At 50.9% G+C, this 24,688-nt stretch carries 13 protein-coding genes; all 13 read right to left on the bottom strand.

The window, feature by feature from the left end; translation table 11 throughout:
* Nucleotides 1–340: 340 nt before the first annotated feature.
* Nucleotides 341–2,287, bottom strand: coding sequence for an asparagine synthase (glutamine-hydrolyzing) (gene asnB / locus RW114_RS10585; RefSeq protein WP_340122717.1), 1,947 nt, complete (start codon nucleotides 2,285–2,287; stop codon nucleotides 341–343).
* A gap of 9 nt (nucleotides 2,288–2,296) precedes the next feature.
* Nucleotides 2,297–3,256: a glycosyltransferase family 2 protein gene (locus RW114_RS10580; RefSeq protein ID WP_340122716.1), complete on the bottom strand. Its 960-nt coding sequence runs from the start codon at nucleotides 3,254–3,256 to the stop codon at nucleotides 2,297–2,299.
* Nucleotides 3,257–3,281: 25 nt separating this feature from the next.
* A complete protein-coding gene (asnB, locus tag RW114_RS10575) occupies nucleotides 3,282–5,159 on the bottom strand; it encodes an asparagine synthase (glutamine-hydrolyzing) (protein ID WP_340122715.1) in 1,878 nt (625 codons plus the stop codon).
* A 315-nt stretch (nucleotides 5,160–5,474) separates the two neighbouring features.
* Nucleotides 5,475–6,380 carry a glycosyltransferase family 2 protein gene (locus RW114_RS10570; protein WP_340122714.1) on the bottom strand — a complete coding sequence of 302 codons (906 nt, stop codon included), beginning with the start codon at nucleotides 6,378–6,380 and terminating at the stop codon, nucleotides 5,475–5,477.
* Between the two features lie 605 nt (nucleotides 6,381–6,985).
* Complete coding sequence (locus RW114_RS10565) at nucleotides 6,986–7,741, bottom strand: CpsD/CapB family tyrosine-protein kinase (protein ID WP_340122713.1); 756 nt, start codon at nucleotides 7,739–7,741, stop codon at nucleotides 6,986–6,988.
* Between the two features lie 66 nt (nucleotides 7,742–7,807).
* Nucleotides 7,808–9,523, bottom strand: a complete 1,716-nt coding sequence (locus RW114_RS10560) for a GumC family protein (RefSeq protein WP_340122712.1) — start codon at nucleotides 9,521–9,523, stop codon at nucleotides 7,808–7,810.
* Nucleotides 9,524–9,551: 28 nt separating this feature from the next.
* A complete protein-coding gene (locus RW114_RS10555; protein ID WP_340122711.1) occupies nucleotides 9,552–10,739 on the bottom strand; it encodes a DegT/DnrJ/EryC1/StrS family aminotransferase in 1,188 nt (395 codons plus the stop codon).
* A complete protein-coding gene (locus tag RW114_RS10550) occupies nucleotides 10,736–11,710 on the bottom strand; it encodes an NAD-dependent epimerase/dehydratase family protein (RefSeq protein WP_340122710.1) in 975 nt (324 codons plus the stop codon). Before RW114_RS10550 ends, RW114_RS10555 begins: the two co-directional genes overlap by 4 nt.
* Before the next feature lie 214 nt (nucleotides 11,711–11,924).
* Nucleotides 11,925–12,566, bottom strand: a complete 642-nt coding sequence (locus tag RW114_RS10545) for an LbetaH domain-containing protein (protein ID WP_340122709.1) — start codon at nucleotides 12,564–12,566, stop codon at nucleotides 11,925–11,927.
* A gap of 18 nt (nucleotides 12,567–12,584) precedes the next feature.
* Nucleotides 12,585–13,703, bottom strand: a complete 1,119-nt coding sequence (locus RW114_RS10540) for a DegT/DnrJ/EryC1/StrS family aminotransferase (protein ID WP_340122708.1) — start codon at nucleotides 13,701–13,703, stop codon at nucleotides 12,585–12,587.
* Nucleotides 13,700–14,743 carry a Gfo/Idh/MocA family protein gene (locus RW114_RS10535; RefSeq protein ID WP_340122707.1) on the bottom strand — a complete coding sequence of 348 codons (1,044 nt, stop codon included), beginning with the start codon at nucleotides 14,741–14,743 and terminating at the stop codon, nucleotides 13,700–13,702. The genes RW114_RS10540 and RW114_RS10535 overlap by 4 nt, the downstream gene beginning before the upstream one ends.
* 175 nt (nucleotides 14,744–14,918) lie before the next feature.
* The gene (locus tag RW114_RS10530; protein WP_340122706.1) at nucleotides 14,919–15,425 is read right to left on the bottom strand and encodes an acyltransferase; all 507 of its coding nucleotides are present in this window, start codon (nucleotides 15,423–15,425) and stop codon (nucleotides 14,919–14,921) included.
* A gap of 86 nt (nucleotides 15,426–15,511) precedes the next feature.
* Nucleotides 15,512–24,664 (bottom strand): DUF4082 domain-containing protein, encoded by a 9,153-nt coding sequence (locus RW114_RS10525; RefSeq protein ID WP_340122705.1) that lies wholly within the window; start codon nucleotides 24,662–24,664, stop codon nucleotides 15,512–15,514.
* Nucleotides 24,665–24,688 lie beyond the last annotated feature (24 nt).

The following is a 24,688-nucleotide window of genomic DNA, read 5'->3' as shown; positions in this document are numbered from 1 at the left end:
ACCTCCACCGCATCGAAACCTTCCGCGGCGTCGAAATCACCACCACCTCATGCCCTCGTCGCCTTAATCGTTCGGCGTAGATCGCAACCACCCGTATACCTCCCTGCAATCCCGCGAACGGAAGAACGAATGTAATCCTCATTTTCTGAGCCGTCTTTTGAACATTGAACATAAAGTTTATAGTTTGAGATAATTAAAACAACCTGATTAGCAAAATGCTTCAGTTAAACTAAGTTACGTACTCTGCAATTTCGCTGAGCCTTAATTCATATTAACCATTATTACAGGATTAAACTATTCTATAGATCCTGCTATACCAAGAACGACTTCAGGACATACCCTAAGGCACACCGCGACCCTCAACGAATTGCTGGTGTAATAGTTCGAGTACAAGCAGACTAAAAATTTCTTGAGAATAACCTTCTCCGCGCTGGTTCATTTCTATCATTTTAATAAGGCTCTCTTTGCAAAAGTAATTTCTCAGATTGCTATTAGGATTTAAGAGCGTTTCAAAAACGAAGTCTTTCATTTCGTTTTTTAACCATCTATCATAAGGCACGGGAAAGCCGGTTTTTTTTCGATTGAGAATAGCACTTGGAACGGAGTCCTTTAGGGCAGCCTTTAAGATGCGTTTCGTTGTTAAGCCTCTAACCTTAAAATGTGGAGGCAACGAAGCCGCAAATTCAAGTACTCGAGAATCAAGCAGTGGCACCCGCAGCTCAACAGATGTCGCCATAGTCATTTTATCCGCTTTGACCAGCAGATCATCAGGCAACCACGATTTAGTATCAACATAAAGCATTTGATGAAGCAGTGGTAAATCGTCCGCTTGTTCAAAGAGGAGCCGTGTAGGCTCGTCGGAAGCCCTTGATCCGAGGAACTTAATGAAATCTTTGTTATAAAGGGTATGTTTTTGGCGGTTAAATGGAGTGTCAGGCGTTGCTGTAAAACTGAAGTAATATTGCGACAGCGGTAGGTTAATTAAATTGGAATATTTTGCAATACGTTTCCATCCTAGATTTGCCAGCGCCTCTATCCCGAAACTTAAGGAACCTCTTGCGGACCCAAAGGCTGACTTTAGGCCTTCCAGCGCCAGCAGGTTCCTGTATTTACTGTAACCACCGAACGCCTCGTCTCCGCCCTCACCTGACAATAAAACCTTGACCGACGACTCGCGAGCCAGCCGTGATACTAAATAAAGAGCGAAGGCTGGTGGCTCGCAGACCGGCTCCTCCATGTGCCAGATATATTTTGGAAGAAAGTTGCAAAAATCAGCTGCACTAATAGTAATTTCCTGATGTATCGTTCCAAAATGTTGGGCGGCGAGCCGGGCAAAAGGCCTTTCATCAGGAAAAGCCTCCCCCTCGAAGCCAACGGTAAATGTGTGAATCGGCTGGTCACTCTGTTCGACCGCATAGCGCAATACTCCGGTCGAGTCCACGCCCCCGCTCAATAGCACGCCGACCGGAACATCGCTAATCATGTGGTCTTTAACGCTGCGTTGCAGTAATTCCTGTAGTGCCTCCACAGCCTCATCGAATCTTTCCCAACGCGGGGAAATACCAAAATGCAAATCCCAGTACTGACATTTCTTGATTTGGCCATTACTTACGGTCAGATAGTGTCCGGGGTCAAGTTTGTATATATTCTCGAACAGTGTTTCATTTCCTGGTAGATAATAGTACGTTAAAAAGCGATCAACGCCGCGCGTGCTAATATTCCTAGCTACCGAAGTATCCACAAACAAAGCTTTGATTTCGGAAGCGAACAGTAGTTCAGTTCCAGTATTGGTGTAGTACAGCGGTTTGATGCCGACGCGGTCGCGTGCTAGGAGAAGCTTCTGTTTATGTTCGTCCCAGATGGCGAACGAAAACATGCCCTGGAGGCGCGATACACACTGCTCCCCCAGTTCTTCATACAGGTGGACGATGACCTCGGTATCACTGGCGGACTTAAAGGTATGACCTTGGGCTTTCAACTCGGCCCTTAGTAAAAGGTAGTTGTAGATCTCACCGTTGAAAACAATCCAGACTGTGCCATCCTCGTTACACATAGGCTGAGAGCCGGTGTTCAGATCGATAATGGATAGTCGCCGATGCCCCAATCCAATTGGCCCTGTTACGTGCTGCCCCTCGCCATCAGGTCCACGATGTGCGATCACGTCTGTCATTCTTTTAATGAGTTCAGGATCAACCGGTTGTCGGCCATCAAGGGAGAATTTGCCTACGATACCACACATATAATCATCTCCAGTCTGCGGATAGTTTTCGTGCTGGTTGAAAGTCAATGAACAGTTTCATGACTGGTTTGATGCTGCAGCTTTGAGTCCCAAGCTCCAAGTCAGGATAGCCTGCCATTTTTTCAACGAAGCATTCCATGATGGCCTGCTCTGTCTGAAATAGTGCAGAGGTAATAGAATCATTAGCAGGAGCAAACGACCGATTGCCGAAATCGCTATAGAAGCCCGATAGGCTAAACCATAAATATTCCCCCGGTTTTTTTTCATAAATCGCCAAAGAGATTCACGCATCATAACGACCGAGAAATCACTGGGCCTCTTTTCTGTACTCCCTCCACCGAAGTGTGTGACAGAGGCACCGGGGATATAATAATTCGTAAAACCAGCTTGACTGATTTTGTAGCAGAGATCCAAATCCTCAGCGTACATGAAATAATCCCCGCTGAAGAGCCCAACTTGTTCAAACAGCGATCGCTTCAACATTAAACAAGCCCCCGAAATCACGTCCACTTCCGCAGGCTCATCCTTGGCGTTGAAAAGCGATGCCATACCCCAAAGCGAGAATTTCGGAAATAAGGCCCTTAAAAATTCCGAGTTCAGCAGTTGGTTAAGAATCGTTGGGAATGCTTGAATACAACTGGTTTGGACGGATCCGTCTGCATTGAGTAGCTTGCAGCCAATTGCGCCGGTTTTTGGCAATATCTGAATATAATCAAGCAAAATATTTATGGCTGGACCGATGAGTTCGGTATCTGGATTCAAAAATAAGATATTGCTGCCAGTTGACACTCTAAAGGCCACATTGTTCGCTTTCGCAAAACCTAGGTTTCTGTCGCTTTGTATAAATCGAACCTGCGGGTAGCATCGCTTGAGCATTTCATCGACACCGTCGAAAGAGGCACTATCAATGACCACAATTTCAAAGTTGATATCGGTGGTCCATGACAATATCGATGCTATACACTTTTGAAGATAATCTTTGGAGTTCCAGTTAACGATGATAATTGATAGATCCATGTTATTTTTAAAGTTTGCTTAAAGGTTATTTGCGGATAAATTTTCGATACCACAATTCAAAAGAAAGCAGGAGATAAATATGGCGACGAAACTGATCCTTACCATCTCGATCATCCATCAGCATTTGGCGAATGAATGTCTGGTTGAAGAATAAGGCCGAAGCCGAATCAGGTCCCAAGAGATATTCCTCCAAGTAGCTCTGCATCCCGGTTCGGAACCATTCTTCAATGGGATTCGCAAATCCTTTTTTCTTGCGGTAAATCACATCCTTTGGCAGCCACTTTTCCAGTGCCTTTTTATGAAGATATTTGCCCGTAAAGCCGCGTAGCTTAAGGTTTGGAGGCAGACTTTCGATAAACTCTATCAACCGATAGTCCAGGAAAGGAACTCGAACTTCAAGGGAGTTCGCCATAGCTGTCTTATCCCCTACCATGAGAAGATCGTCAGGCAGATTAGCTCGCGTGTCGATGTAGAGCATCTGCGTAACAGGATCCAAATGCTGAACGTCTGATTGAAGGTGACGAATGGCCTCTTTCGACTGATAACCATTAACAAACATCTTTTCTTTTAAGGCGCCCTCAAAAAGCTGGCGCTTCATATCCTCACTAAAGAATGAGTAAATCTTGACAAACCGAGTCAGCACATCAGGTTCACCAAGAGAAACGACGCCCCGTTTCAATCGTTCGAATCGTCCAGGCATTCTAGTCACTAACCACGCAAGTGGATCTGTGACATTAGATGGCAGGCGATTATATATGTTCGAAAGTTTGACACCTATATGACGATCATACCCCGCCCAGGGTTCATCTGCTCCCTGACCGGTCAAAGCGACTTTGACATGCGAGCTGGTTCCCTTTGCCAAAAAGTAAAAAGCAGCTGCAGCTTCGTGCCCGACGGGTTCTTCGATATCCCACAGAAAGCGCTCGTAATACTCAAGGTAGTCTTTAGGACCCACCATTGTGAAGTGGTGTTCTGCTCCAAACATATCTGCGAGAAACCGGGCATCTGCAACTTCATTTGTCTTCTCGCCTCCCTCAAAACCGATTGTAAATGCCTGGATCCGGCTAGGAGAATATTTGCTCATAATAGCCAAAAGGACGCCTGAATCAATACCTGAGCTGAGAAACAATCCCAACGGTACATCACTACGCAATTGTAGCCGGACGGCATCGTCAAGCAATCCTTGATATTCTTCGATCAAGTCCCGTTCATGCCATTTTTTTCTTATTTGAGGAACCCATTTCCAAAACCGCTCTGTTCTCATAGAACTGGTGCTCACCTGCATCATATGACCGGGGGGTAGTTTAAAAATACCTTTAAACAGCGTTTTTGGTGAAGGGACATATCGAAATGTAAATAGTTCAGCCAACGATTCCACATCAACTTCGCGTGGGCAATCGGGGTGTTGTAGCAATGCTTTAATCTCAGACGCAAACAGCAGTTGGGATCCGATCCAAATGTAATAGAGAGGCTTGATGCCCAGATGATCTCTCGCCAGAAACATGGTTTTTTCGCGTACGTTGACTATTGCAAATGCAAACATCCCGTTAAATCGATTTACGCACTCTACCCCCCACTGTTGATATGCATGAACAATGACCTCGGTATCGGAGCGTGTTCGGAATCGATGCCCTAAGGCCGACAATTCCTCTCTCAACTCGATGTAGTTGTAAATCTCGCCGTTGAAAATAACCTGTAGTGTTCCGTCTTCGTTGGGCATCGGCTGGGCACCGCCATCCAAGTCAATGATACTGAGCCGACGATGCCCCAACCCGATCCCGCCATCCACAAAGTATCCCTCCCCATCCGGTCCCCGATGCTGGAGAACCGTATTCATCCGCTCGAGAGTGGCGTGGTCGATGGGATCGCCTGACCGATCAAAGATACCGCAAATACCGCACATAACAGTTATTACCTCTGCATCAATTATGAGGATATTTCTTTAAAGTATCGACTGCGTCCATGAGAAAGTCATCATGCGAATATTCCATTGCCACTCATGGTCAAGCAATATACTGTTGGACGATAGGTTGCCGATTGTAGTTGAATGTTGTGACATAGGTTATGTATCCCTGGATTAAATTTAGGTTGATTAATAGGCGACTAATGTTTTGTTTTAATAATCCCTGATGTATAAATCAATTTGAATAACATGGCGTACCGATATATCACATTGCCCCTTATATAATTAAGCACTAGCAAATGTAGCTGATCAAAATCACATATCTTTTTGTAACCTATGCGAGCGTCCTAAGTAACGCATGAGCTTGCCTCGCTGTTCAGCCCTTAAATACTGGACAACATTTGGAGGCAAAACAATTGGAGTCTTCTTGATTACGCCTTTGAAATAGCCATAGAGAGTGGCGACACTTCCTACAACTCTTGGCCGATCCATTAAGCGATACACACAGCGTAGACTGAGGAACAAGAAGTCATATCCTAGCGATTGAAAGCGCTGTCCGTCCTTTACTTTCGATGCCAGCGGTCGGGCTGTTGCGGTGCCTGTTCGGCGGTGCTCAAACACGCGAAGATCAGCAAATGTCCGCGTCTTCCATCCTTTCATTCGGGCCATGATTTCTGCTGCGGCGTCGATCCCGCCGTGTGGCAATGCCAGATATCCGCCTATCTGTTCGAAACATTCACGACGGAACAATTGGACAGCCCCTGCCACGCTATCGAGCGCTACCTCCTGACTAACAAACTTATCGCCAATACAGGTTGAAACCATTCCTCCAGCGATTCCGAGATTAGGGCAGCTATCAAACTCACAAAGGATCTTCTCGAAGTAATCTTTATTCAGAGAGATGTCGGCATCTAAATTGCCAATGTATTGGTAGTCGCATAGCTGCGCCTCGTTCAGACCATAATTAAAAGCACGTACTTTGTTGCCGAAGTTCCTTCCACCCGATCGACTCAAATTGACCAACTGAAGAAAATCATATTGCTTCGCGTATTGTTCAGCAATTTTTCCCGTGCGGTCCGTTGAATTATCATTCACCACAATCCATTTAAGTGGCCGGACTGTTTGGTTAATCATGGAGTGGATCGTTTTTTCGATGAAAGCTTCCTCATTGTGCGCAGGAGTAATAATTACGTATGGCGCCACGGCTTGCTCTATTTCCACATTATCTCCAGTTGCTCTGTTTAATGATAAGAAGCTGATGCGCCGACGAAAGGAGGGTTAAGGCTTGAATTGATTTTTAATGTGTTTCCCACTGCTTCCTGCACCGTAAAATCTCGCCGTTTAGGGCGGGGATGTAAGATGTGCTCTTGACTTGGTTTTTATCTTTACTCACAATCAAATCTCCTTAATCAGGATCCCGTTGGGAATCAGCAGTACTGCCAGTCGAGGGTCATAAGACACATGCACATAGTGCCGAGCACCATCCCGTTGAAGCTCCGTCCTTTAGGTCGGGGTAATTCACTCCACTCAAAGTGTCGGAGCCAAACCTATCGAGCGTTGTTCGCAATGAGCGAGAAAAGGCGGAAAAATCCGGTCATCAACACCCGTCTCCATTGCAGTGAATTTCATAGTCAAGAGTTAGAATAATTCATAGTACTAACGTTTTTTCCTTATCCTAAAAAATCGGCTGATATTCTACAACCATCTTTAGGATAAATAATTCAACTTCTTTAATCAATAAGTGCAATTACCTATCCGGTGGGCTAAAAAATACAGCATATCCATGCTCAATCATGCTGTCCGTAGGTCAGAAACTGCCGTCAGTTCTAGTCAGCCTCTGATACATATCCATACTGGTATGTTGTCAGCGGCTGTCTTGACTTGTTCAGAACCAAGCCAAGCAGGTTGGTCTGCTCCAGAATGTACATGGACTGTTGAAGCTCTTCGGAAGTATTTTTCCCATCCTCTATAACAAGCAGCGCAGCATCGACATAGGGCATAAACACCAACGCATCGTCCCCTGAAAAAAGCGGGGGAAGATCGAAAATGATTATCCGGGATTCGTAGCGCGATTTGATCTCTTTAATCAGATTGACCATTTTTTGGGATGAAATCAATTCCGAAGAATTGTTGTTGGAATCGTTTCCAGGCAAGACAACCAGGCGCTCAATGCCGGGGTTGATTAAAGTATCTTCCAAAGAAACATCCATATTCAAGCAATCAACAAGTCCGAATTCCCACTCAAGACCCAAGCATTGACCTACTCTTGGGCATTTGAGATCAGCGTCAACGAGCAGAACGCTTTGATTTCCCTCCATCGCTATCGCAATAGCCAGATTTACGGAGATGAAGGTTTTTCCTGCCTCTGGCGTCGCGCTCGTTATGGCGAAGCTGTTCCAGTTATTCTCCCGCAGCTGCTTGAGGACATTTGTCCGGAGCACGCGAAACAAATCCGCTCGTGGATCGTTGTTGAGTCCCATAATGACTCGATTATCCCGCAGCACATCCTGATCAATCATGACCGACTGAGTTTTTGTGTAGCGGATCGAATCGAGCGGGTATCCATTAATACTTTTATTCATTGATTGCTCTCCAGGAAGGGCGCAATTGTTTGGTTGTCACTATATTACATTTTTCCTGAATTTGATTCATGTTTGCACTAAAGGAAGGAAATAGATAAGCATGACAACGGTAGCCAATAAGATGCATGTTATGCTAGTCCAGACTATGATTTTCCTCAATTGATTCTGCTTAACAAGGCGTTCTTCTAACTCGGATGGAGACTCGATGTAGGGGACTACCACTAGCGGCATAAGACCGGTGACTTCGCTAATTGCCCGGTATCCCCTAATTCCAGGATCCAGGAATTCGACCAAAAAAGCAACACCGAAACCTGCAATGATGCCCATAAATAAACCGCCAATGGCCACTTTCATTCTGATCGCTTTTTCCGGCTGCGAAGGAATAGCAGGCTGTTCGATGATCGTAATGGTTTGGCCTTGCTGCTGCTCTTCCAGTGTTTGAACAAGCTTGGCATCCAGCCATTTTTCTTTGAGCTGAGTGTATTTCTTTATGGTGTTATCTCGTTCCCTGATTAAGTCGGTATATCCTATTTCAACCTGTGGGGCCATTAACAGGGTATTGTGCATTTTCTCAAGTTTTTCTTTCAAATAACCCTGCTTCTGTATCAATGACTGAAGTTCTGATTGACTGCTTTTATATTGAGCCTCTACACCGAAGTAAGCCGGATTAGTCGTATGCGTGGACACCTGTTCCTGTTCAGTATCCAGCGGTTTGCTGTTCAATTGTTGTTCCAGTCTATCGATTTTTTTTCTACGCTGGGCTATATCCGGGTGATTACCGGCATACGTTTCCTGCAGCAATTTAAGTTCATGCTTTGTCTCTGCCAATTGTTTGAGAACGTCTTCCTTAACGGGTATCCCTTCAAAAGCGGGGTCAAAAGCCTTTATTTCACGTTTCAGACGAACTACCGATGGATGGGTAGGGGAATAAATGCTGGAAATTTGCAGGTATTTCGCCCGTAAGCTTCTTAGCGAATCTGCCCGGCTCTGAGGCGCTTTATCATCGAACCTGCCGGGTATTTCTTGTTGTGCTCTAGTCAAGTCCGCCGTTAAAAAAGCAATTCTTTCCTTGGTAGCGCGGATCTGACTGTCGGTGTCTCGCAGTTCATTCTCCGCACGGTCTATTGCGGCCAAATTGCCTTGCATTTGCTCCGGCAGACTGAAGTTATTTTGCTCCTTGTAATCTGCAACTTTCTTATCAATTTCACTTAGCTCTTGATTGAGCTTGTCTGATTCCTCCATAAGGAAATCAGTCGCTTTAATAGCACGCTGAGCTCTGCCCTTGTCATTTTGCTCAAGGAACAAGGTGGCTAACTTACTCGCAATCTCTTGTGCCTTGGTTGGCTCACTATCACTAAACGAAATATCAAAGGCGACTTCAGTCATTCCTGAGTTAGTCTTAGGTGTGAAGGATGGGGTGGCTAACATAACTTCAGCGTTGTCCCTGAACAAATCCGCTAGTTCATATTTCGTATAGGCATCCCTGATATCGTTATAAAGGCCACTTGAGTCAATAATCGAAAGCACATTATCGGTCGTCATGACTCGTTGATAAATTGATTGAATCTGGCTCTCTCCAAATTGCGAATCTATCGAGTCGAAAAGTTTTGTCGGAATTGGCGCTTCGATTAACAGCGTTGCCGTTGAGCGATAAATTTTGGGTAAATTATACGCAACGATTAACGATGTTAAGCTGATAAGCAGCCAAGTAATTACAATGTAATACTTGCGCCGTTTCACAAGGTCAAAATAATCGGCTGGTGTTTTAGTATATTGTTCCATAACTTTTTAAAATGGAGATTCTATTCATTTAAAAAATACGCAAGGCATCATGAAGCGCCTTTACAACGTAATCTTGTTGGTCAAGGCTCATTTGAGGAAATAACGGCAAGATAATAGTGTGATCCTGCGCCTCTTGGCTGTGACTAAGACACTGGCAAAATCCAGCAGTGCAGGCGCAACCCTCAGTTCTACCGACACATGACCATGTATTAGCCGGATAAGCGACCTCCCGATGTGAGCACATCACACCACGACGAGTCGCCACGCCCGCATCCAGCATGGACTGCATAACCTGACGTTGGTCTGCTCCAACAGGCAGGCGAACACAAAAGCTTTGCCAGGTACTGCGTGCCCAGTCCGGTTCCACCGGCAAACCCAGTCCTGGTATTTCTGCGAGCAGTGACTGGTAGCGGGAAGCCAACTCCCGACGTTGGTCGACAATCTCGGGCAAACGCTTAAGTTGCTCCCTGCCAACCGCCGCCTGTATATCGGTCATGCGAAAATTGTAGCCGACAATAGGATAAGACTCGAAGATGACCTGGCTTGCGCCATGGCGCACAGTATCCGGGACACTCATGCCATGCTGTCGCAACAGTCTGAACTTGGCGTCCCATTCCGCATTCGCTGTGGTGATCATCCCGCCATCGCCGGTGCTTATCACCTTGCGCGGATGAAACGAAAAGCAGGCAACATCGGCTTGCGGTTTACCGATTTTTTCCCATTGTCCCTGCCAAAGAATTTCGCTGCCGATGGCGCAAGCGGCATCTTCAATGACGGGGAGCGAATGCCGGTGCGCTATGTCGAGAATCGCCGCCAGATCGCAGGGCATCCCGATCTGATGCACACATAAAATGGCACGAGTACGCTCGGTCACGGCGCTTTCGATCTGAGTGGGATCAAGATTGAACATGGCTGGCTCGATGTCCACGAATACCGGCGTGGCGCCACAGTAGCGGATCACGTTGGCGGTGGCGATGTAGGAATGACTGACGGTGATAACTTCGTCGCCAGGCTGCACGCCTACGGCCAGCAGCGCCAAATGCAAGGCGGTGGTGCAACTGGATACCGCGCAGGCGTACGGTGCGCCTACGTATTGTGCAAACTCCTTTTCAAACGCAGCAACTTCCGGGCCTTGGCTAGTCCAGCCACTCAAGATAACGCGCCGTGCCGCCTCCGCCTCATTCTCGCCTAACATGGGTTTGGTAATCGGGATCATGATTGTACCTCCGGCTTGTTTGTGCGCCACCAGTCGACCAGATGCGCAAGCCCCTCTTCCAAGTTAACTTGAGCCTTGAACTTAAGCAACTGTTCAGCCTTGGTCGTATCGGCCAGGCGGCGGGATACCGGGTTCACTGCTCGCTCCGGCCCATACTCCGGCTGCAAATCGGAACCCATCACCTTAAGAAGTGCAGCAGCCAAGTCATTGAGACTGGTCTCGGTACCGCTGGCGACATTAAAGACATCATCGCTCAGTTCCGATTGCAGGGCCAGGATATTAGATCGGGCCACGTCTTCGATGTACACGAAGTCCATGGTTTGGGCACCATCTCCGAGGATCAGTGGCGACTGTCCGGCAGCGATACGCTCCATCCAGCGGATCAGCACCTCGGTGTATTTGCCATGAATATCCATACGAGGACCATAGACGTTAAAATAGCGCAACGCCACGTAGGGCAGCCCGTACATATCATTGTACGAACGCAGCAGTCCTTCCAGCATAATCTTGCTGGCGCCGTACCAGGTGCGGTTGTTGTAAGGGTGATGATCCTCGCGCGTAGGGAAGGTGTCGGCCAGACCATAGATCGATGCCGAGGATGCCACCACTACCTTTTTTATGCCGGCCACCTGTGCGGCCTCCACTACATTGAAACTACCGTCGCACATTATCCCCATCGCATCGCGTGGATTGGCCGCACAGGCGGTGATACGAAGGGTTGCCATATGGATAACCGCGTCCATGCCCTGCATAGCCTTATGAACGGACTTCAGATCGCGAATATCTTCCTGAACCAGTGTCACACGAGTATTCTTTAAAGCCGCCTCAACATTGGCCAGCGTCCCCCGACTTAAATCATCGAGAATGACGATACTTGCAGGTGAATAGTCCCGCAGTAACAAATCGATGGTTGTGGAGCCAACCAGACCGCAGCCGCCTGTCACCAGTATGTTTGAATCTTTAATATCCATTATTCAGCTTACTCCTCATCTTCTATTGACGTCTTCGTTTCATTTTCAAAAAAATACCGAGGCTGACCTCATAGCGGCAAGTCTAAGCAGTACTATTTGGATAGCCCGTTCTATGCGATTAACCTTGCTTCGATATACTTGAGTGTAGTCGTAATTTGTGTTTTTTGGAATTGCCCCTCAGCCTAACCCCATAAGGAAAGTGGGGCGATAGCCGCTAGCAAAACTTTTTTCCAATCTCGTGTGCGGGATTACCCACAACCCGGGCACCGGCCGCAATACTGCTAATGACGTTGCTACCGAGACCAATCAAGGCTCCGCTGCCAACGCGCAAACCGTTCATGATGCTTGAACCGCTGCCGATGTAACAGTTTTCTTCGACGACAGTGTTGCCTGCAATGGTCACGTTGGAGCCGATGAGAACCCAATCACCCACCACCACGTCATGATGGATCACCGTATTCGGCAGAATACAACTGTGCGAACCGATCAGCGCGTTGCTCGTAATCACCACCCCCGCCATGATCAACACATTACAGCCAATCGAAGCAAGGGGGGACACCCTGGCAGCGGGATGAATCACACTGGCAAACCGTTCCTCTGCAATACCCAGACCTTGAATAATTTCTTTTCGAAATCGATAGGAACTGGGACTGCCGGGGATAGCCAAGACGCGCGCATCGGAAAACTGCGCGAATGCGCCTCTGTCCAATACCGGATATCCGTTCGGATCGATCCCTCTCTTCTGCGGAGTGTCATCCACAAAACCAATTAATCGGTAGGCGCTTCCAATACAATCCAATGCCTCGATACCGTTGCCGTTATAAGGAAAAATCAACAGTGGCTGCGCTTCTTGCATGTCATCGTCTCCTTTTTGCTAAGCGAGCTCAACCGTCGCCTGGTTCGCGAGCGTCGTTATGGCCTCACTGACTTCTTTGCATTGAGCACGGCTTAACTCGGGGAACATGGGAAGGGATAGCACTTCATCGGCCGCCTGCTCTGAATGGGGGAAATCCCCCTTTTTATAGCCCAGATCGGCATAGGCCGGCAAGAGATGCACAGGGATTGGATAATGGATGCCGGTCTGGATACCTTTGGCTTGCAACGCCTGCTGCCATTCACTTCGCTGCTGGGTACGGATTGCATAGATATGGTACACATGCCGAGCGTAGTGCATTGCCTCCGGCGTTGGCACGCCGCCACCCGATAACTGCTCGTTATAATGCGCTGCGACCGCTCGCCGTGCTTCGGTCCATGTTTCCAGGTGGCGCAACTTGACCCTGAGAACCGCCCCCTGAATACCCTCTAGGCGATAGTTGTAGCCCTTGAGCACATGCTGGTATTTCTGCTCTGCACCCCAGTCGCGAAGCATGCGGATGGTACGGGTATATTCGGCGTTGTTGGAGACCACCATGCCGCCTTCACCATAGGCGCCAAGGTTCTTGCCGGGATAAAAACTGAAGCAGCCCATGTCGCCGATGCTGCCTACGCGTCTACCCTTGTACTCTGCACCGTGAGCTTGAGCCGCGTCTTCGATGACCACCAAGTCATGTCGCTTGGCGATATCCAGAATGGGGTCCATATCCGCCGGTTGCCCATACAGGTGTACGGGAAGGATGGCCTTGGTTTTATCAGTGATTGCGGCTTCGATCGCTTTCACATCGATCGTGAAGGTGCGAGGATCAATGTCCACAAACACCGGCGTAGCGCCAGTATAGTAAATTGCCGCTACGGTCGCCACAAAGGTAAAGGGAACGGTAATTACCTCATCGCCGGGGCCAATTCCGGCCGCGAGCAGGGCAAGGTGTAAAGCGCTGGTTCCGGTATTCACGCCAATTCCGTATTGGGCCTGACTGTAGGCGGCGAATTCCTCCTCAAATGCGGCCACTTCACTCCCCAAGGTAAACTGGCAGGTTTCCAATACGCCCTGGATGGCGGCGTTCACTTCATCCTTAATCCCCGTGTACTGCGCTTTTAAATCGACAAACGGTATCATGCTACTCTCCTGCCTTGGTGTATGTGTATTCCGTTGATTTCAACGGATCGACCATGCTCATTCATCGAGCGGGTCGCCGCCTCGATTAATTCCACTACTCGTAGTCCCAGAGTACCGTTGGTCAGCGGCACCTTGCCGTTTTCGATGCAATCGACAAAATGCTCACCCTCGACACGCAAGGCTTCTGAAGAGTCCAACTGCGGCGCCCACATGTCCCCGGTGCGGTAGCCGACCCGCATTTCATAAATCTTCTGCGGGTCATCGGTGAAATTGACGCCCTTGTCGTAAATTTTGATCTTTTCGCTGGGCTCCAGATCGTTGTAGATGATCATTTTCTTGCTGCCGCCAATCAAAATCTGGCGCACTTTCACCGGCGCCAACCAGCTCACATTGATATGCGCTATCATTCCTGAGTCGTAAAACAGGGTAATATAGGCCAGGTTTTCCGGTGTGTGGGGAAAGTGGTTGGTGCCGACGGCGGACACCGCCACCGGTTGTTCCTCCAGTAAATAGTCGAGGATTGAGAAGTCATGCACCGCCAAATCGGCGATGACGTTGGCATCACGCTGGAACAAACCGAGATTGATTCGGGTGGAATCGTAGTAAAGAATTTGACCGAGTTCTTTCGATTTAACCATATCCGCCATCTTGCGCACCGCCCCCGTGTAGATGAAGGTATGATCGACGATCAGCACCAGTTTACGCTTCTCAGCTTCATTAATCAGTTTGCGTGCCTGCTCCGAGGTTTCTGTCATCGGTTTTTCCAGCCAGACATGTTTACCGGCCTTGAGAGCTGCCATTCCCAGTTCGAAATGACTATTGACCGGAGTCGCTATCGCGATAGCATCAATGTCTTTATTCTCAAGCAGATCCTCGAAACGCGATGTGGTTTTTACCCCGGGATAGCGTTTCTGAACAATTTCAAGTTTTTTCGGATCGAGATCAGCCACACTGGCAACTGTAATTCCCGGTGTCTCGGAGAAATTTCTCACCAAGTTGGGCCCCCAGTAGCCGTATCCAATAACACCTATTCTAATCATAATAATTCTCCTTAATTGGAATGAAACAATTGTATTGCTTTCGGTATTGCTAAAAAATCGATCATGTTGCGTAGTAACAGTAAATCACCGAATATTGAGGAAAATTCCGATGACCATCAAAATAAAAGTCAGCTCCGGCCGAGCTGATGCGAATAATCCTCCGCAGTCAATGGGCCTAGGCAAAGCTTGTCACTGGCTCACGCCCCTCTCCCCGTATGCGAGCATCGCCAACGACTCGGGCAGGGACGCCGGCGACAATGGCATAATCGGGCACATCGCGAGTAACCACGGCTCCAGCACCAATCAAAGCCCCTTCGCCAATAGTGATGCCGCAAAGAATAGTTGCGTTGCTGCCGATAGAGGCATGGGCCTTGACACGGGTTCTGATAACTTGCCAGTCAGCTTCTGTTTGCAGATCCCCTTCCGCGTTAACGGCTTTGGGATAAACGTCATTGGTAAACATGACACCATGGCCTACGAAGACCCCATCCTCGATGTCAACGCCTTCGCAAATAAAAGTATGGCTGGATATTTTGCAGCGGGCGCCCACAGAAACGCCTTTTTGTATCTCAACGAATGTGCCGATTTTGGAATCCTCCCCAATAGTGCAACCGTAGAGATTTACAAGCTGAGGATGGTATATGGCAACCCCTTCGCCCAAAACCACATCTTCTTTAATCATTCTGTTCCCCTTAGTTGGCTGAGTTGATCTATTTATTGTAAATCACTTGTTGCCCAAACCTGAACTATTGGTAGTTACCTGTATCGTTAATTGGTAGTAAACAACATATCTACCCAGTAATTGCTTGACTGGTAAGTATTGATGGGGAATCCCCCTGAGCCATACTGGTACACGCCATTGCCGCCGCTCTCAGCGTTGCTTAATGCAGATAATGACCCGCTAGTTACCGCTGTTGTGAAATAGTTATTGTTAGCCGAATACCGTCCAATTGGAGCCAGATACGACGCCACGTAGGTCGTATTAGCTGTGATCGCTACCGGGCTCGCAAAACTCACCTGCTGCCAGCCGGAGGCGGTTTCGTTCTGGAACGTGGCACTCGCGAGCAACAGCCCAGTACTGTTCCACAGCTTGCCGATATGGGTAGCGGTATTGGCGCTCCCCTTGTAGAAACGAACACCGCAGATAAAGCCATTTACATTGGACCTGAACTTTACGCCGAGCTCGACCGAGGAAGTGTCTGAATCCGCAATGATTGATGGCGTTGGGTTGCTGGACCAGATCGAGGTAGCTCCAGAACAGGCCGATGTTCCAGCTGCCGCAGTTGTGAAAGACCAGGTGATGTTTGCGGCCAGGGCATTGCCGGCCACATCCTTGACCCGTGGATCGGTTGCGCCGCCTTTGACGGTAGTTGTGTAGGTTGTGCTGGCTGCCAGAGCACTGCCTGGCGTCAACGTCGCCGTGTTATTGGTTCCGTTATAGCTGACCATTGCTGAGACAAGGGCATTAGCCGCATCCCGCAACTCGAAAGTTGAGGCCGTGACAGTCGCCGGATCTATAGCCTCGCTGAAGGCCGCTGTTACGACCGTACTCGTCGCAACCCCGGTTGCGCCCGGAGCAGGGCTCTGGGCCATCACCGTCGGCGGTGTCGTATCGGTCTGCGCGGTAGCCGTAGCCACGGCCGAATAGGCGCTCAGGTTGCCCGCCGCATCGGTCGCCCGTACGCGGTACTGGTAGGTTGTCCCCTGAATGAGCCCGGAATCCCCAAAGCTCGTGCCGACCGGCGTCGCGATCTGAACAAAATTGGAACACCCGGCTCCCTGGCAGCGTTCGACACGGTAGCCGGTCACCCCGACATTGTCTGTCGATGCGCTCCAGGTCAGGCTGATCTGCGTGATGCTGGTCGCCGTCGCCGTCAGATTACCCGGTACCGAAGGTGGGGTTATATCCGATCCCGATCCAACGTTTACAGTAATGCCTGCTCCAGGTAGCTCCAGGTTGACGCTGTCGTCGGCCGCCCGGCTCTTGATCGTTGCCGTTACCGGAGTGCTTGGTGTCGACCAGTTGTAGGTCCAGCTGCTGCGGCCGGTCGCTGCGCGCCACGTTGCGCCGCCGTCGACGGAAACTTCTACCCCACCAACCCGGCCGCCTCCGGTATCGGTCGCCGTTCCGCTGATAGTAACCACGCTTCCTGGTTGTACATTAGCCCCGGTCAGTGGCGAGGAGATCGTCGAAGTGGGTCGTATTGCATCAGTAGACGCCGTCGCCGCCACCAGTCCCGCTTGCAAGGTATTCGGTTGTACGTCCATATCGGCGAACAGGTTGACCGTCGCTTGCTGCATCCTAATATCCGTTGGCGTGCCGGCCCGGTCGTGGGTGCTGTCCAAGCCCCAGGGCCACTGCACGGTGCCTGCTCCGAAAACGAGCGCTCCGCTGCTGTCGGACCGATACAGCGTCAGGGCATGATTCGCGATACCTGAACCGAAGGTGGAACCGTAGTCGGTCAGGACCGGTGCGTTATTGACAATGGTCGTCGAAAGCCGAACCAAACCGGCAGGTCGGAAACCGTTGTCCAGATCCTCATCCCACTCGTAACCGAGGGTTCCGTTCGGTAAGGTGGCGCTGGTTCCGACCGCCAGATTCGCAATGCTCGTGTTCCGCCAGAACCGCATCTTGCCGTCCGCTTCCGGCACAGTAATGCTGGTGGTGGCGCCGGCGTTGACCGTAAAGATGGTGCCGAGCAACGCATTCTCAGGACGCCCTCCATCGGCCGGTGGCGAATTCCTGGGGTCGCGCCAAGTGCCGGTCCAGATCGGTGGATCGGCGGGATCCTGATTGCCGGGGAAATTATGCGTCTCTTTGTAGCACACCAGGGTTCGATTGACCGTACCGGAGGCATCGATACTGTTCTCCCAGCGGGTCTTCCAGTATACCTCGTTGCCGCTGAAGAATGCCAAGTGGACGCCTGCGTCGCGGGCCGCTTCTATGTTGGCGCGTTGCGCGCCTGACCAGTATTCGTCGTGGCCGACCGAGAGGAACGCTTTATGGTTATTAATCAGGTTGCCCCGCCGATCGCTGTCCAAGCCGGTGAAATAACTGATGTTGTAACCGTTAGCCTCAAGCCAGCGCACCATCGGATACTCGACGTTGAATACCCAGTCTTGTCCGTTGTCCACGTTGCGCGTGTTGAAAGGTCTGTTGTAACTGACCTTGTAGGCCCGCCCAGTTGACGCGCCGCCGGTGCCTGGGCCGGTGCCTTGGTACAAACTGTTGCCGCCGTAGTTGTTGTACGCCTGCCAGGTGGTATCCGAGGTCTGGAACAGAAGCGGCGAGGTGCTGGCGTCGTCGCGCACCACGAACGTGATATGGCTGGCGCCATTAGTATCCGAACGCACGGCCCTGGCGAAATAAATGCCGGAGGTCGCATCGGAGGGCACCGTCCAGGAAGCGGACTGCGTCCAATTACCGCAGTCTAGCAGTCCGGTGGCGTTGGTCAGGCAGGCGGGCTGATTTTGAAGCGGCAAAGAAGATAGCGTGGCCACTTTCCTCGCACCGTTCCCGCCGTAATAGCCCATGCGGTAGATGTCGAGACGATAGGCCGCAGGGGTTTTGATCTTGAAGTTGACCGCGCTGCCCCGATTTACGCTGATATCGGTCGCAAAGCCCTGAATGGTAAGGTCTCCGGCGCCGGAAATGTCCCATTCGCTCGAAGGGTTGCCTGGCTTACTGTTCTCGCACACGATCGGGTTGCCTCCGGGCGAACAGGGGTCGACGCCGGTGGTGAACGACCACGTGAAGTCCGTCGCAAGTGCGTTGCCTGCAAGATCTTTGACGCCGCTCGTTCCGCCTTTCACCTTGGCCGTGTAAAGTATTGATGACGTTAATGAAGTGGTGGGCGTCAACGTTGCCGTATTGGTGGCCGCGTTATAAGTCACCGCCGCGGCCACAAGAGTATTAGCCGGGTCGCGCAGCTCAAAGGTCGCGGTGCTTAGGGTCGCCGAGTCCATCGCTTCGTTAAAAGTCGCGGTTACTGGCGCAGTCGGGTTGACTCCTGTAGCGCCAGCTGTGGGCAATGTCGATGCGACGGTCGGCGTCGTCGTGTCAGGACCCGTGTTGCTGGTGAAGACTACGTCCACCCAATAGTTGCTCGACTGGAAGGCGTTCGTGGGGAATCCACCGGCGGCGCCGTACAGGTACACCCCATTGCCGCCACTCTCAGCGTTATTGAAAGCATATAGCGGCCCGCTGGTTACTCCGGCTGTGAAATAGTTGCTGTTAGCGGAATACCGTCCAATCGGGGCCAGATAGGAGGCCACGTAAGTGACGTTGGCTGTGACCGCTACCGGCGTCGCAAAGGTCACCTGCTGCCAACCGGATGCAGTCTCGTTCTGGAACGTGGCACTGGTAAGCAACTGCCCCGTGCTGCTCCACAATTTGCCGATATGTGTGCCGGTATTGGCGCTGCCCTTATAGAAACGAACACCGCAGATCAAGCCATTCACATTGGACCTGAACTTCACCCCGAGTTCGATCGAGGAGGTGTCTGAATCCGCGATGATCGACGGCGTTGGGTTACTGGGCCAGATGGAGGTGGTGCTTCCTGAGCAGCCTGTCGCTGTACCCGTTGCTGTCGTGAATGACCAGGTAAGGCTGGAAGCCAGTGCGTTGCCGGCCAAATCCTTGACACGCGGGTCTGTCGCACCACCTTTGACTGTGGCCGTATAGGTTGCGCCGGCCGCAAGCGCACTGCCGGGAGTCAAGGTCGCCGTGCGGCTGGTCGCGTTATAGCTGACCGTCGCCGATACAAGGCTATTAGAGGCATTGCGCAATTCGAAGGTCGAGGTAGTCATCGTGGTCGTATCCATCGCCTCGCTAAATGTCGCGGTAACGCTTGTGCTTGTTGCGACGCTGCTGGCCCCGGACACAGGGCTCTGGGCTGTCACCGTCGGAGGCGTTGTGTCGGGACCGGTGCTGGTCGCAAACACTACGTCCACCCAGTAGTTCGTGGAATTGAAACTGTTCGAGGGAAAACCGCCTCCGACGCCATATAGGTACACGCCGTTTGGACCGCTCACACCGCTTTTCAGCAAATGTACAGGGACGGCATCAACCCCCGACGTACCAAATTCCGGACTGTTTGTTGCGGCGTAATTGCCGTTAGGCGCATAGTACGAAGCAACGTACACGGTACCTGCAGTGACGGGCACCGGTGTACTAAAATCCACCTGTTGCCAACCTGTGGCGGTCTCGCTGCTGAAGTTCGCTGTCGCTAATTGCTGCCCAGTGCTGGTCCATAAATGTCCCACATGGGTGCCGGTGTTAGTGCTGCCCTTGTAGAACCGGATGCCGGCGATGAAGCCATCGAGGTCGACGGTGAATTTGACGCCCAATTCGACGGCATTCGGATCATTTACTGACGGAGTGCCTGGGACGGTAGAACTGGTCCAGGCGCTGCAAGGCGCAGATGCACATGGTTGAGCCTGTGTCGTGAAGGACCAGGCGTAAGGGGCAGCCAGGGCATTGCCGGCCGAATCCTTGATGCCGGTCAGAATCCTGGCGGTATAGAGCGTCGAACCAGCCAGCAAGGTGCTGGGTGTCAGTTTCGCAGTGCGTGTGCCGGCATCGTAGCTGACAGTAGCGGACACCGGCGGGTTGCTTCCGGCCTGCAATTGAACGTTGGACGTAGTGACTGTCGTCGGATCGATCGGCTCGCTAAAGGTGGCCGTGACGGTCGGTTGTTGAACCACGCCGGTAGCGCCGCTTACGGGAGAGGTTGAAGTTACCGTCGGCGGCGTCGTGTCTGCGCCGTAAGTCGCGGTGTAGGTTCCCGCAGCCGCCGCGAAAAAGGCATACGGAATGCCTTTGATGGTATCGATCGTATAGGCAACAGCGCCGCTTGGCCCGGTGAGGCCAAGGATGACGCCCGTGGCGGAGTTTGCCGGCAGCATGGCTTGTAGTCCGTTGACTCCTGCGACGGTCGCGACCGTGAAACTCAGGCTATTGCCGTCCCAGGCCAGCGTTCCGAATGATGAGTTGTTGCGGCCGTCCAGCCAGTCCAGCATCTGCTTGCTGGAAACGATCGGCACGCCGCGGGCCAAGGCCGAATTGACCGTAGTGGTCGCTTCCGGAATCTGTGACACATCGGTATGGGCATTGATGGTATAGGCACCGTAATAACCTTGTGACCCGAGCGCTCTGTCCAGCAATGTATCAATGGTGAACGGATAGGCCTGCCCCGATTCGTCGGTCATCTGGCTGGTGGCATGGTAGACATCGATCATGGAACCGTCCAGGTTGACAAATCGCATCGGCATGCCGGAACCGCTGAAAAATCCCGGACGATTCAGCACCCAACTGGGAGGCCAGAAATAATAGCTGGTGTCGAAGCGGATTCCTTTTTCTAACTGTACGATCGCACCGGTGACCCAGTCGCTCCAGGCTATACAATGGTGTCGCTGAGTGATGGGAGCCGGTATGCTCGAATACTTGGTTCTGAAATCTCCAATCTGCTGGGTATAGAAAGTCCTGAGAGATGCGGGAGTAAAGTCTGCGCAGTTCGTATTGACATGCAGTCCCACTTCAAAACCCTCCGTGGTATAGGCGGCAGCTTGTGCATTGGTCAGCGGGGTATTCGGGTAGATATACGAGGTACCCCGCACGCATTCCCAGTTAGCTACCGAACAGCCTGCAGGGCTCATCGATTTAAACTGATCAAAACGGCCTTGTGTGCCATTGTTGCCGTGATCGTCCCCGGTCATGATCACGACGGCTTTTTTACCGCGTGGAAAATACCAAAAGCGGGGTAACGGCTTCTTGTCGCGGTTCATCTCGAGAATCAGGTTGGTGAGCAGTCTCTGCTGTTCATCCGCCTGTGGAATCGCAATCTTGTTGAAATCAATCCAGTCAGCCTGCGGATCGCCGGAGGCATTGCCGAAGAACTTGTCATCGGAGCGGATCGGTGTGAAGCCGTCGCGCTCCTGCGTAGCCCAGGCAGGATTGCCCTGGCGCGTATAGACAATGGATTTCGCCAGGTCATAGGCAAATGCTGCCGCCTGACCGCCATTGGAACCAACACTTCTTAATGTCAAAGCGGGGTTGGTCGTGGCCGTACTCGCATTGCTGTAAAGAGAAGCGAGACTGGATGCTCCGTTCAGGATATAACGGTCAGCCTGATCATGGTACTGGATGGTCTGATTCACAATACCATTGCCCGGTGCCTTTGAGGTATCGACAAGCAGGTAAGCGTTCGACAAGGTAGTTCCCGTGGTCGAGAGTCCCAGCAAGGTGACGAGTTGCAGATCCGGTCGTATTGCAATCAGGTTGCCGCCTGCCGTAACCCAATCGGTGAACAGGGTTACCTGGGCGGGTGTCAATGTCATCCGCGCGAGAATGACCACGTCGTAGGCGGCTAAGGTGGTCGCGTTAACGGCCGAAATATCGGCTACGGCAAATTCATTGAAGCCTTCGGTCCGTAGAATCTCCGCGTAATACTGACCGAAGGGATCTGAAGCCGTGGTTACGATCAGGATCGGCCCACCCGGCGGGTTAGGGATGGCTGCCTCGGCTGAGGGAATGATCCAATCCAACACTCGAGTCAAGACTTGAGCTAAATTAACATTCGTTAATTTTTTATCAGGGGAGTTGGAAACCTCGTCGGCACTGCCGAAATGAAGGGATTTGCTCGGTTCAACTGAAACAGTCGCTGTGAGCGCTTCGGAATTATCGGATAGTTGTGGTACAAGTGTTTTGATACGCTTTATTATTTGGCCTTTATCAACATTCCACTCTTTGACCTCGCCGTCTTCACTTCCGGAAATCAAGTTGCCGCTTGGACCGAACATCAGCGCACTGATGGCATTCGTTGCGCCGGCAATTTGCTTGTCCAATTTACGCGTCGCCGTATCCCAAACCAAAATCCGGGTGTCTTCGCCCGCACTGACCAATTTTTGTCCATTCGGACTGAAAGCAACGGCTCTAATGGAAGCCTGGTGTTCCGCAAAGCTCTGTATTTGCTCACCGGTTGCGGCATCCCACAAAATCACCACGCTATCAGCGCTTCCGCTAGCCAGGAACTTGCCGTTTTTGCTAAAAGCAACCGCATTGACCTCGTCCGAGTGACCGAGTAGCGTTTTAACAAGCTGCCCTGTTTTTACATCCCACAGCAGGATACGACCATCGGCGCCCGCGCTAGCCAACTGTGTTCCATCGGCGCTGAAACTGACGGCGTTCACGAAATCAATATGGCCTGAAAGGATTCTGAGTAGCTTGCCGGCCTGCGCATCCCACAACATGATTCTCGTTTCTTCGCCGGCGCTGGCAAGGAACTTACCGTCAGCACTAGCCGCGACGGTCCTGATCGGGTGTTCATGTGCCAATAAAGTCTGGAGCTTTTCGCCATTAACGACCTTCCTTATTTGGATTTCCGTATCTCTGCCTACACTCACTAAGTTCTTCCCATCGGCACTGAAAACAACCCCGGTTACAGCTGCGCCATGATGTCCTGAAATGGCAAAACGCTCTTGTCCGCTTGAAGACCAAAGCCTGACTTTACCGTCCCTGGTCGCACCGCCATAGAGCGCTCCATCCGGACTAACGGCGAGTGCCGTAACTCCCTTCCAATCGTGGTTGCTTTTCTTCTTGTTGGCGTTCTTAGCACTCTGGCTAATAGCAGTCACTTTAACGGCTTGGCTATTCCCATTGGTCAACATCGATCCCGCTACGCCAGCCATCGCTGTATTGGTGATTAAGTTGCCGGAAACGAACCCTTGCGGGGTTAAGTTGGCGGCGCTTGACGAGGGAATTAGAAAAAACAACTGCTCCAGTCCGGTCATTAAGTCCCATACGATGACCTGTCCGGTTTTGCCCACGCTGGCCAAGGTCTTCTGATCGGAACTGAAAATGACCTTGTTCACCCAATCACTATGTCCTGTCAAAAGTCGGGGTAACTTAAACTTATTGGTCATATCCCACAAAAAAACCGGCTCGCTCTCACTCACGCTGGCCAAGGTCTTGCCGTCCGGATTAAATACCAGATCGGTAATAGCGACACCACTCTCTCCTGGTAGGCTCACCTGTTCCATGCCTGTTGTTCTATTCCATAGTTTAATCTGAGCATCCTGACCGCCGGTCGCCAGAGTTTTACTGTCCGGGCTAAATGCAATTGCATTAACGCCATTTTGATGGCCGGTTAAAATCTGAGTTGTAGAACCGGATTGCGAATCCCAGAGCGTGATGCGGGCATTCTGGCCTACAGCAGCCAAGGTCTTGCCGTCCGGGCTAAATAGCAGATCGGTGACAGAGGTATTAACCATGCCGGGCAGGTTTACCTGTTTCAGGCCTGATGCCTTACTCCAGAGGTTAATCTGTGCATCCTGACCGCCGATGGCCAGGATCGTACTGTCCGGACTAAATGCGATGGCATTAACGTCACCTTGATGAGCGGTTATGACCTGAGTTATAGAACCGGATTGCGAATTCCAGAGCGTGATGTGGGCATTCTGGCCTACAGCAGCCAAGGTCTTGCCGTCCGGACTAAATGCCAGAGCGGTGACAAGGCCACTCTCGGGAAGGGTTAAGCTGGCGTCGCCGGAGGCGGCGTCCCATAATCGAATTGAGTTTTCGCTTACGCTAGCTAGTGTCTTGCCGTCCGGACTAAAAACAATGCTGCTAATCAAGGTTGCAAACTGGCTTGGAAGCGTCACCCGTACCTGGCCGGAGGCTACATCCCATAACATGATTTGCCCGTCGGAGTCCATACTGGCTAATGTTTTTCCATCCGGACTGAACGCAACGGGGTCGAGTCCCTCACTGGGGAGTTTCACCGAGGAAACGTTGAGCACTTGATTGGCACTTGCAGCGCTAACAAATCCCGCAGTACCGATAGTTTGAACAAAAGCAATCAAAGTCAGAATGATAAGTACGAGACCCGTCAGGTATTGATATTTTATCTTTAGCTTAATCACATGCTTGCTCCTATACAATTAAGT

The organism is Methylobacter svalbardensis, assembly GCF_037671525.1.
Taxonomy (GTDB): domain Bacteria; phylum Pseudomonadota; class Gammaproteobacteria; order Methylococcales; family Methylomonadaceae; genus Methylobacter_A; species Methylobacter_A svalbardensis.
Note: the sequence above shows the minus strand (reverse complement) of the source record. Positions and strands in the feature narration are given on the sequence as shown.

Coding starts and splice junctions, on each gene's coding strand:
- RW114_RS10580 (WP_340122716.1), bottom strand. CDS start 3,256: ATGGATCTATCAATTATCATCGTTAACTGGAACTCCAAAGATTATCTT.
- RW114_RS10560 (WP_340122712.1), bottom strand. CDS start 9,523: ATGGAACAATATACTAAAACACCAGCCGATTATTTTGACCTTGTGAAA.
- RW114_RS10530 (WP_340122706.1), bottom strand. CDS start 15,425: ATGATTAAAGAAGATGTGGTTTTGGGCGAAGGGGTTGCCATATACCAT.
- RW114_RS10565 (WP_340122713.1), bottom strand. CDS start 7,741: ATGAATAAAAGTATTAATGGATACCCGCTCGATTCGATCCGCTACACA.
- RW114_RS10540 (WP_340122708.1), bottom strand. CDS start 13,703: ATGATACCGTTTGTCGATTTAAAAGCGCAGTACACGGGGATTAAGGAT.
- RW114_RS10535 (WP_340122707.1), bottom strand. CDS start 14,743: ATGATTAGAATAGGTGTTATTGGATACGGCTACTGGGGGCCCAACTTG.
- asnB (WP_340122715.1), bottom strand. CDS start 5,159: ATGTGCGGTATTTGCGGTATCTTTGATCGGTCAGGCGATCCCATCGAC.
- RW114_RS10550 (WP_340122710.1), bottom strand. CDS start 11,710: ATGGATATTAAAGATTCAAACATACTGGTGACAGGCGGCTGCGGTCTG.
- RW114_RS10555 (WP_340122711.1), bottom strand. CDS start 10,739: ATGATCCCGATTACCAAACCCATGTTAGGCGAGAATGAGGCGGAGGCG.
- RW114_RS10545 (WP_340122709.1), bottom strand. CDS start 12,566: ATGCAAGAAGCGCAGCCACTGTTGATTTTTCCTTATAACGGCAACGGT.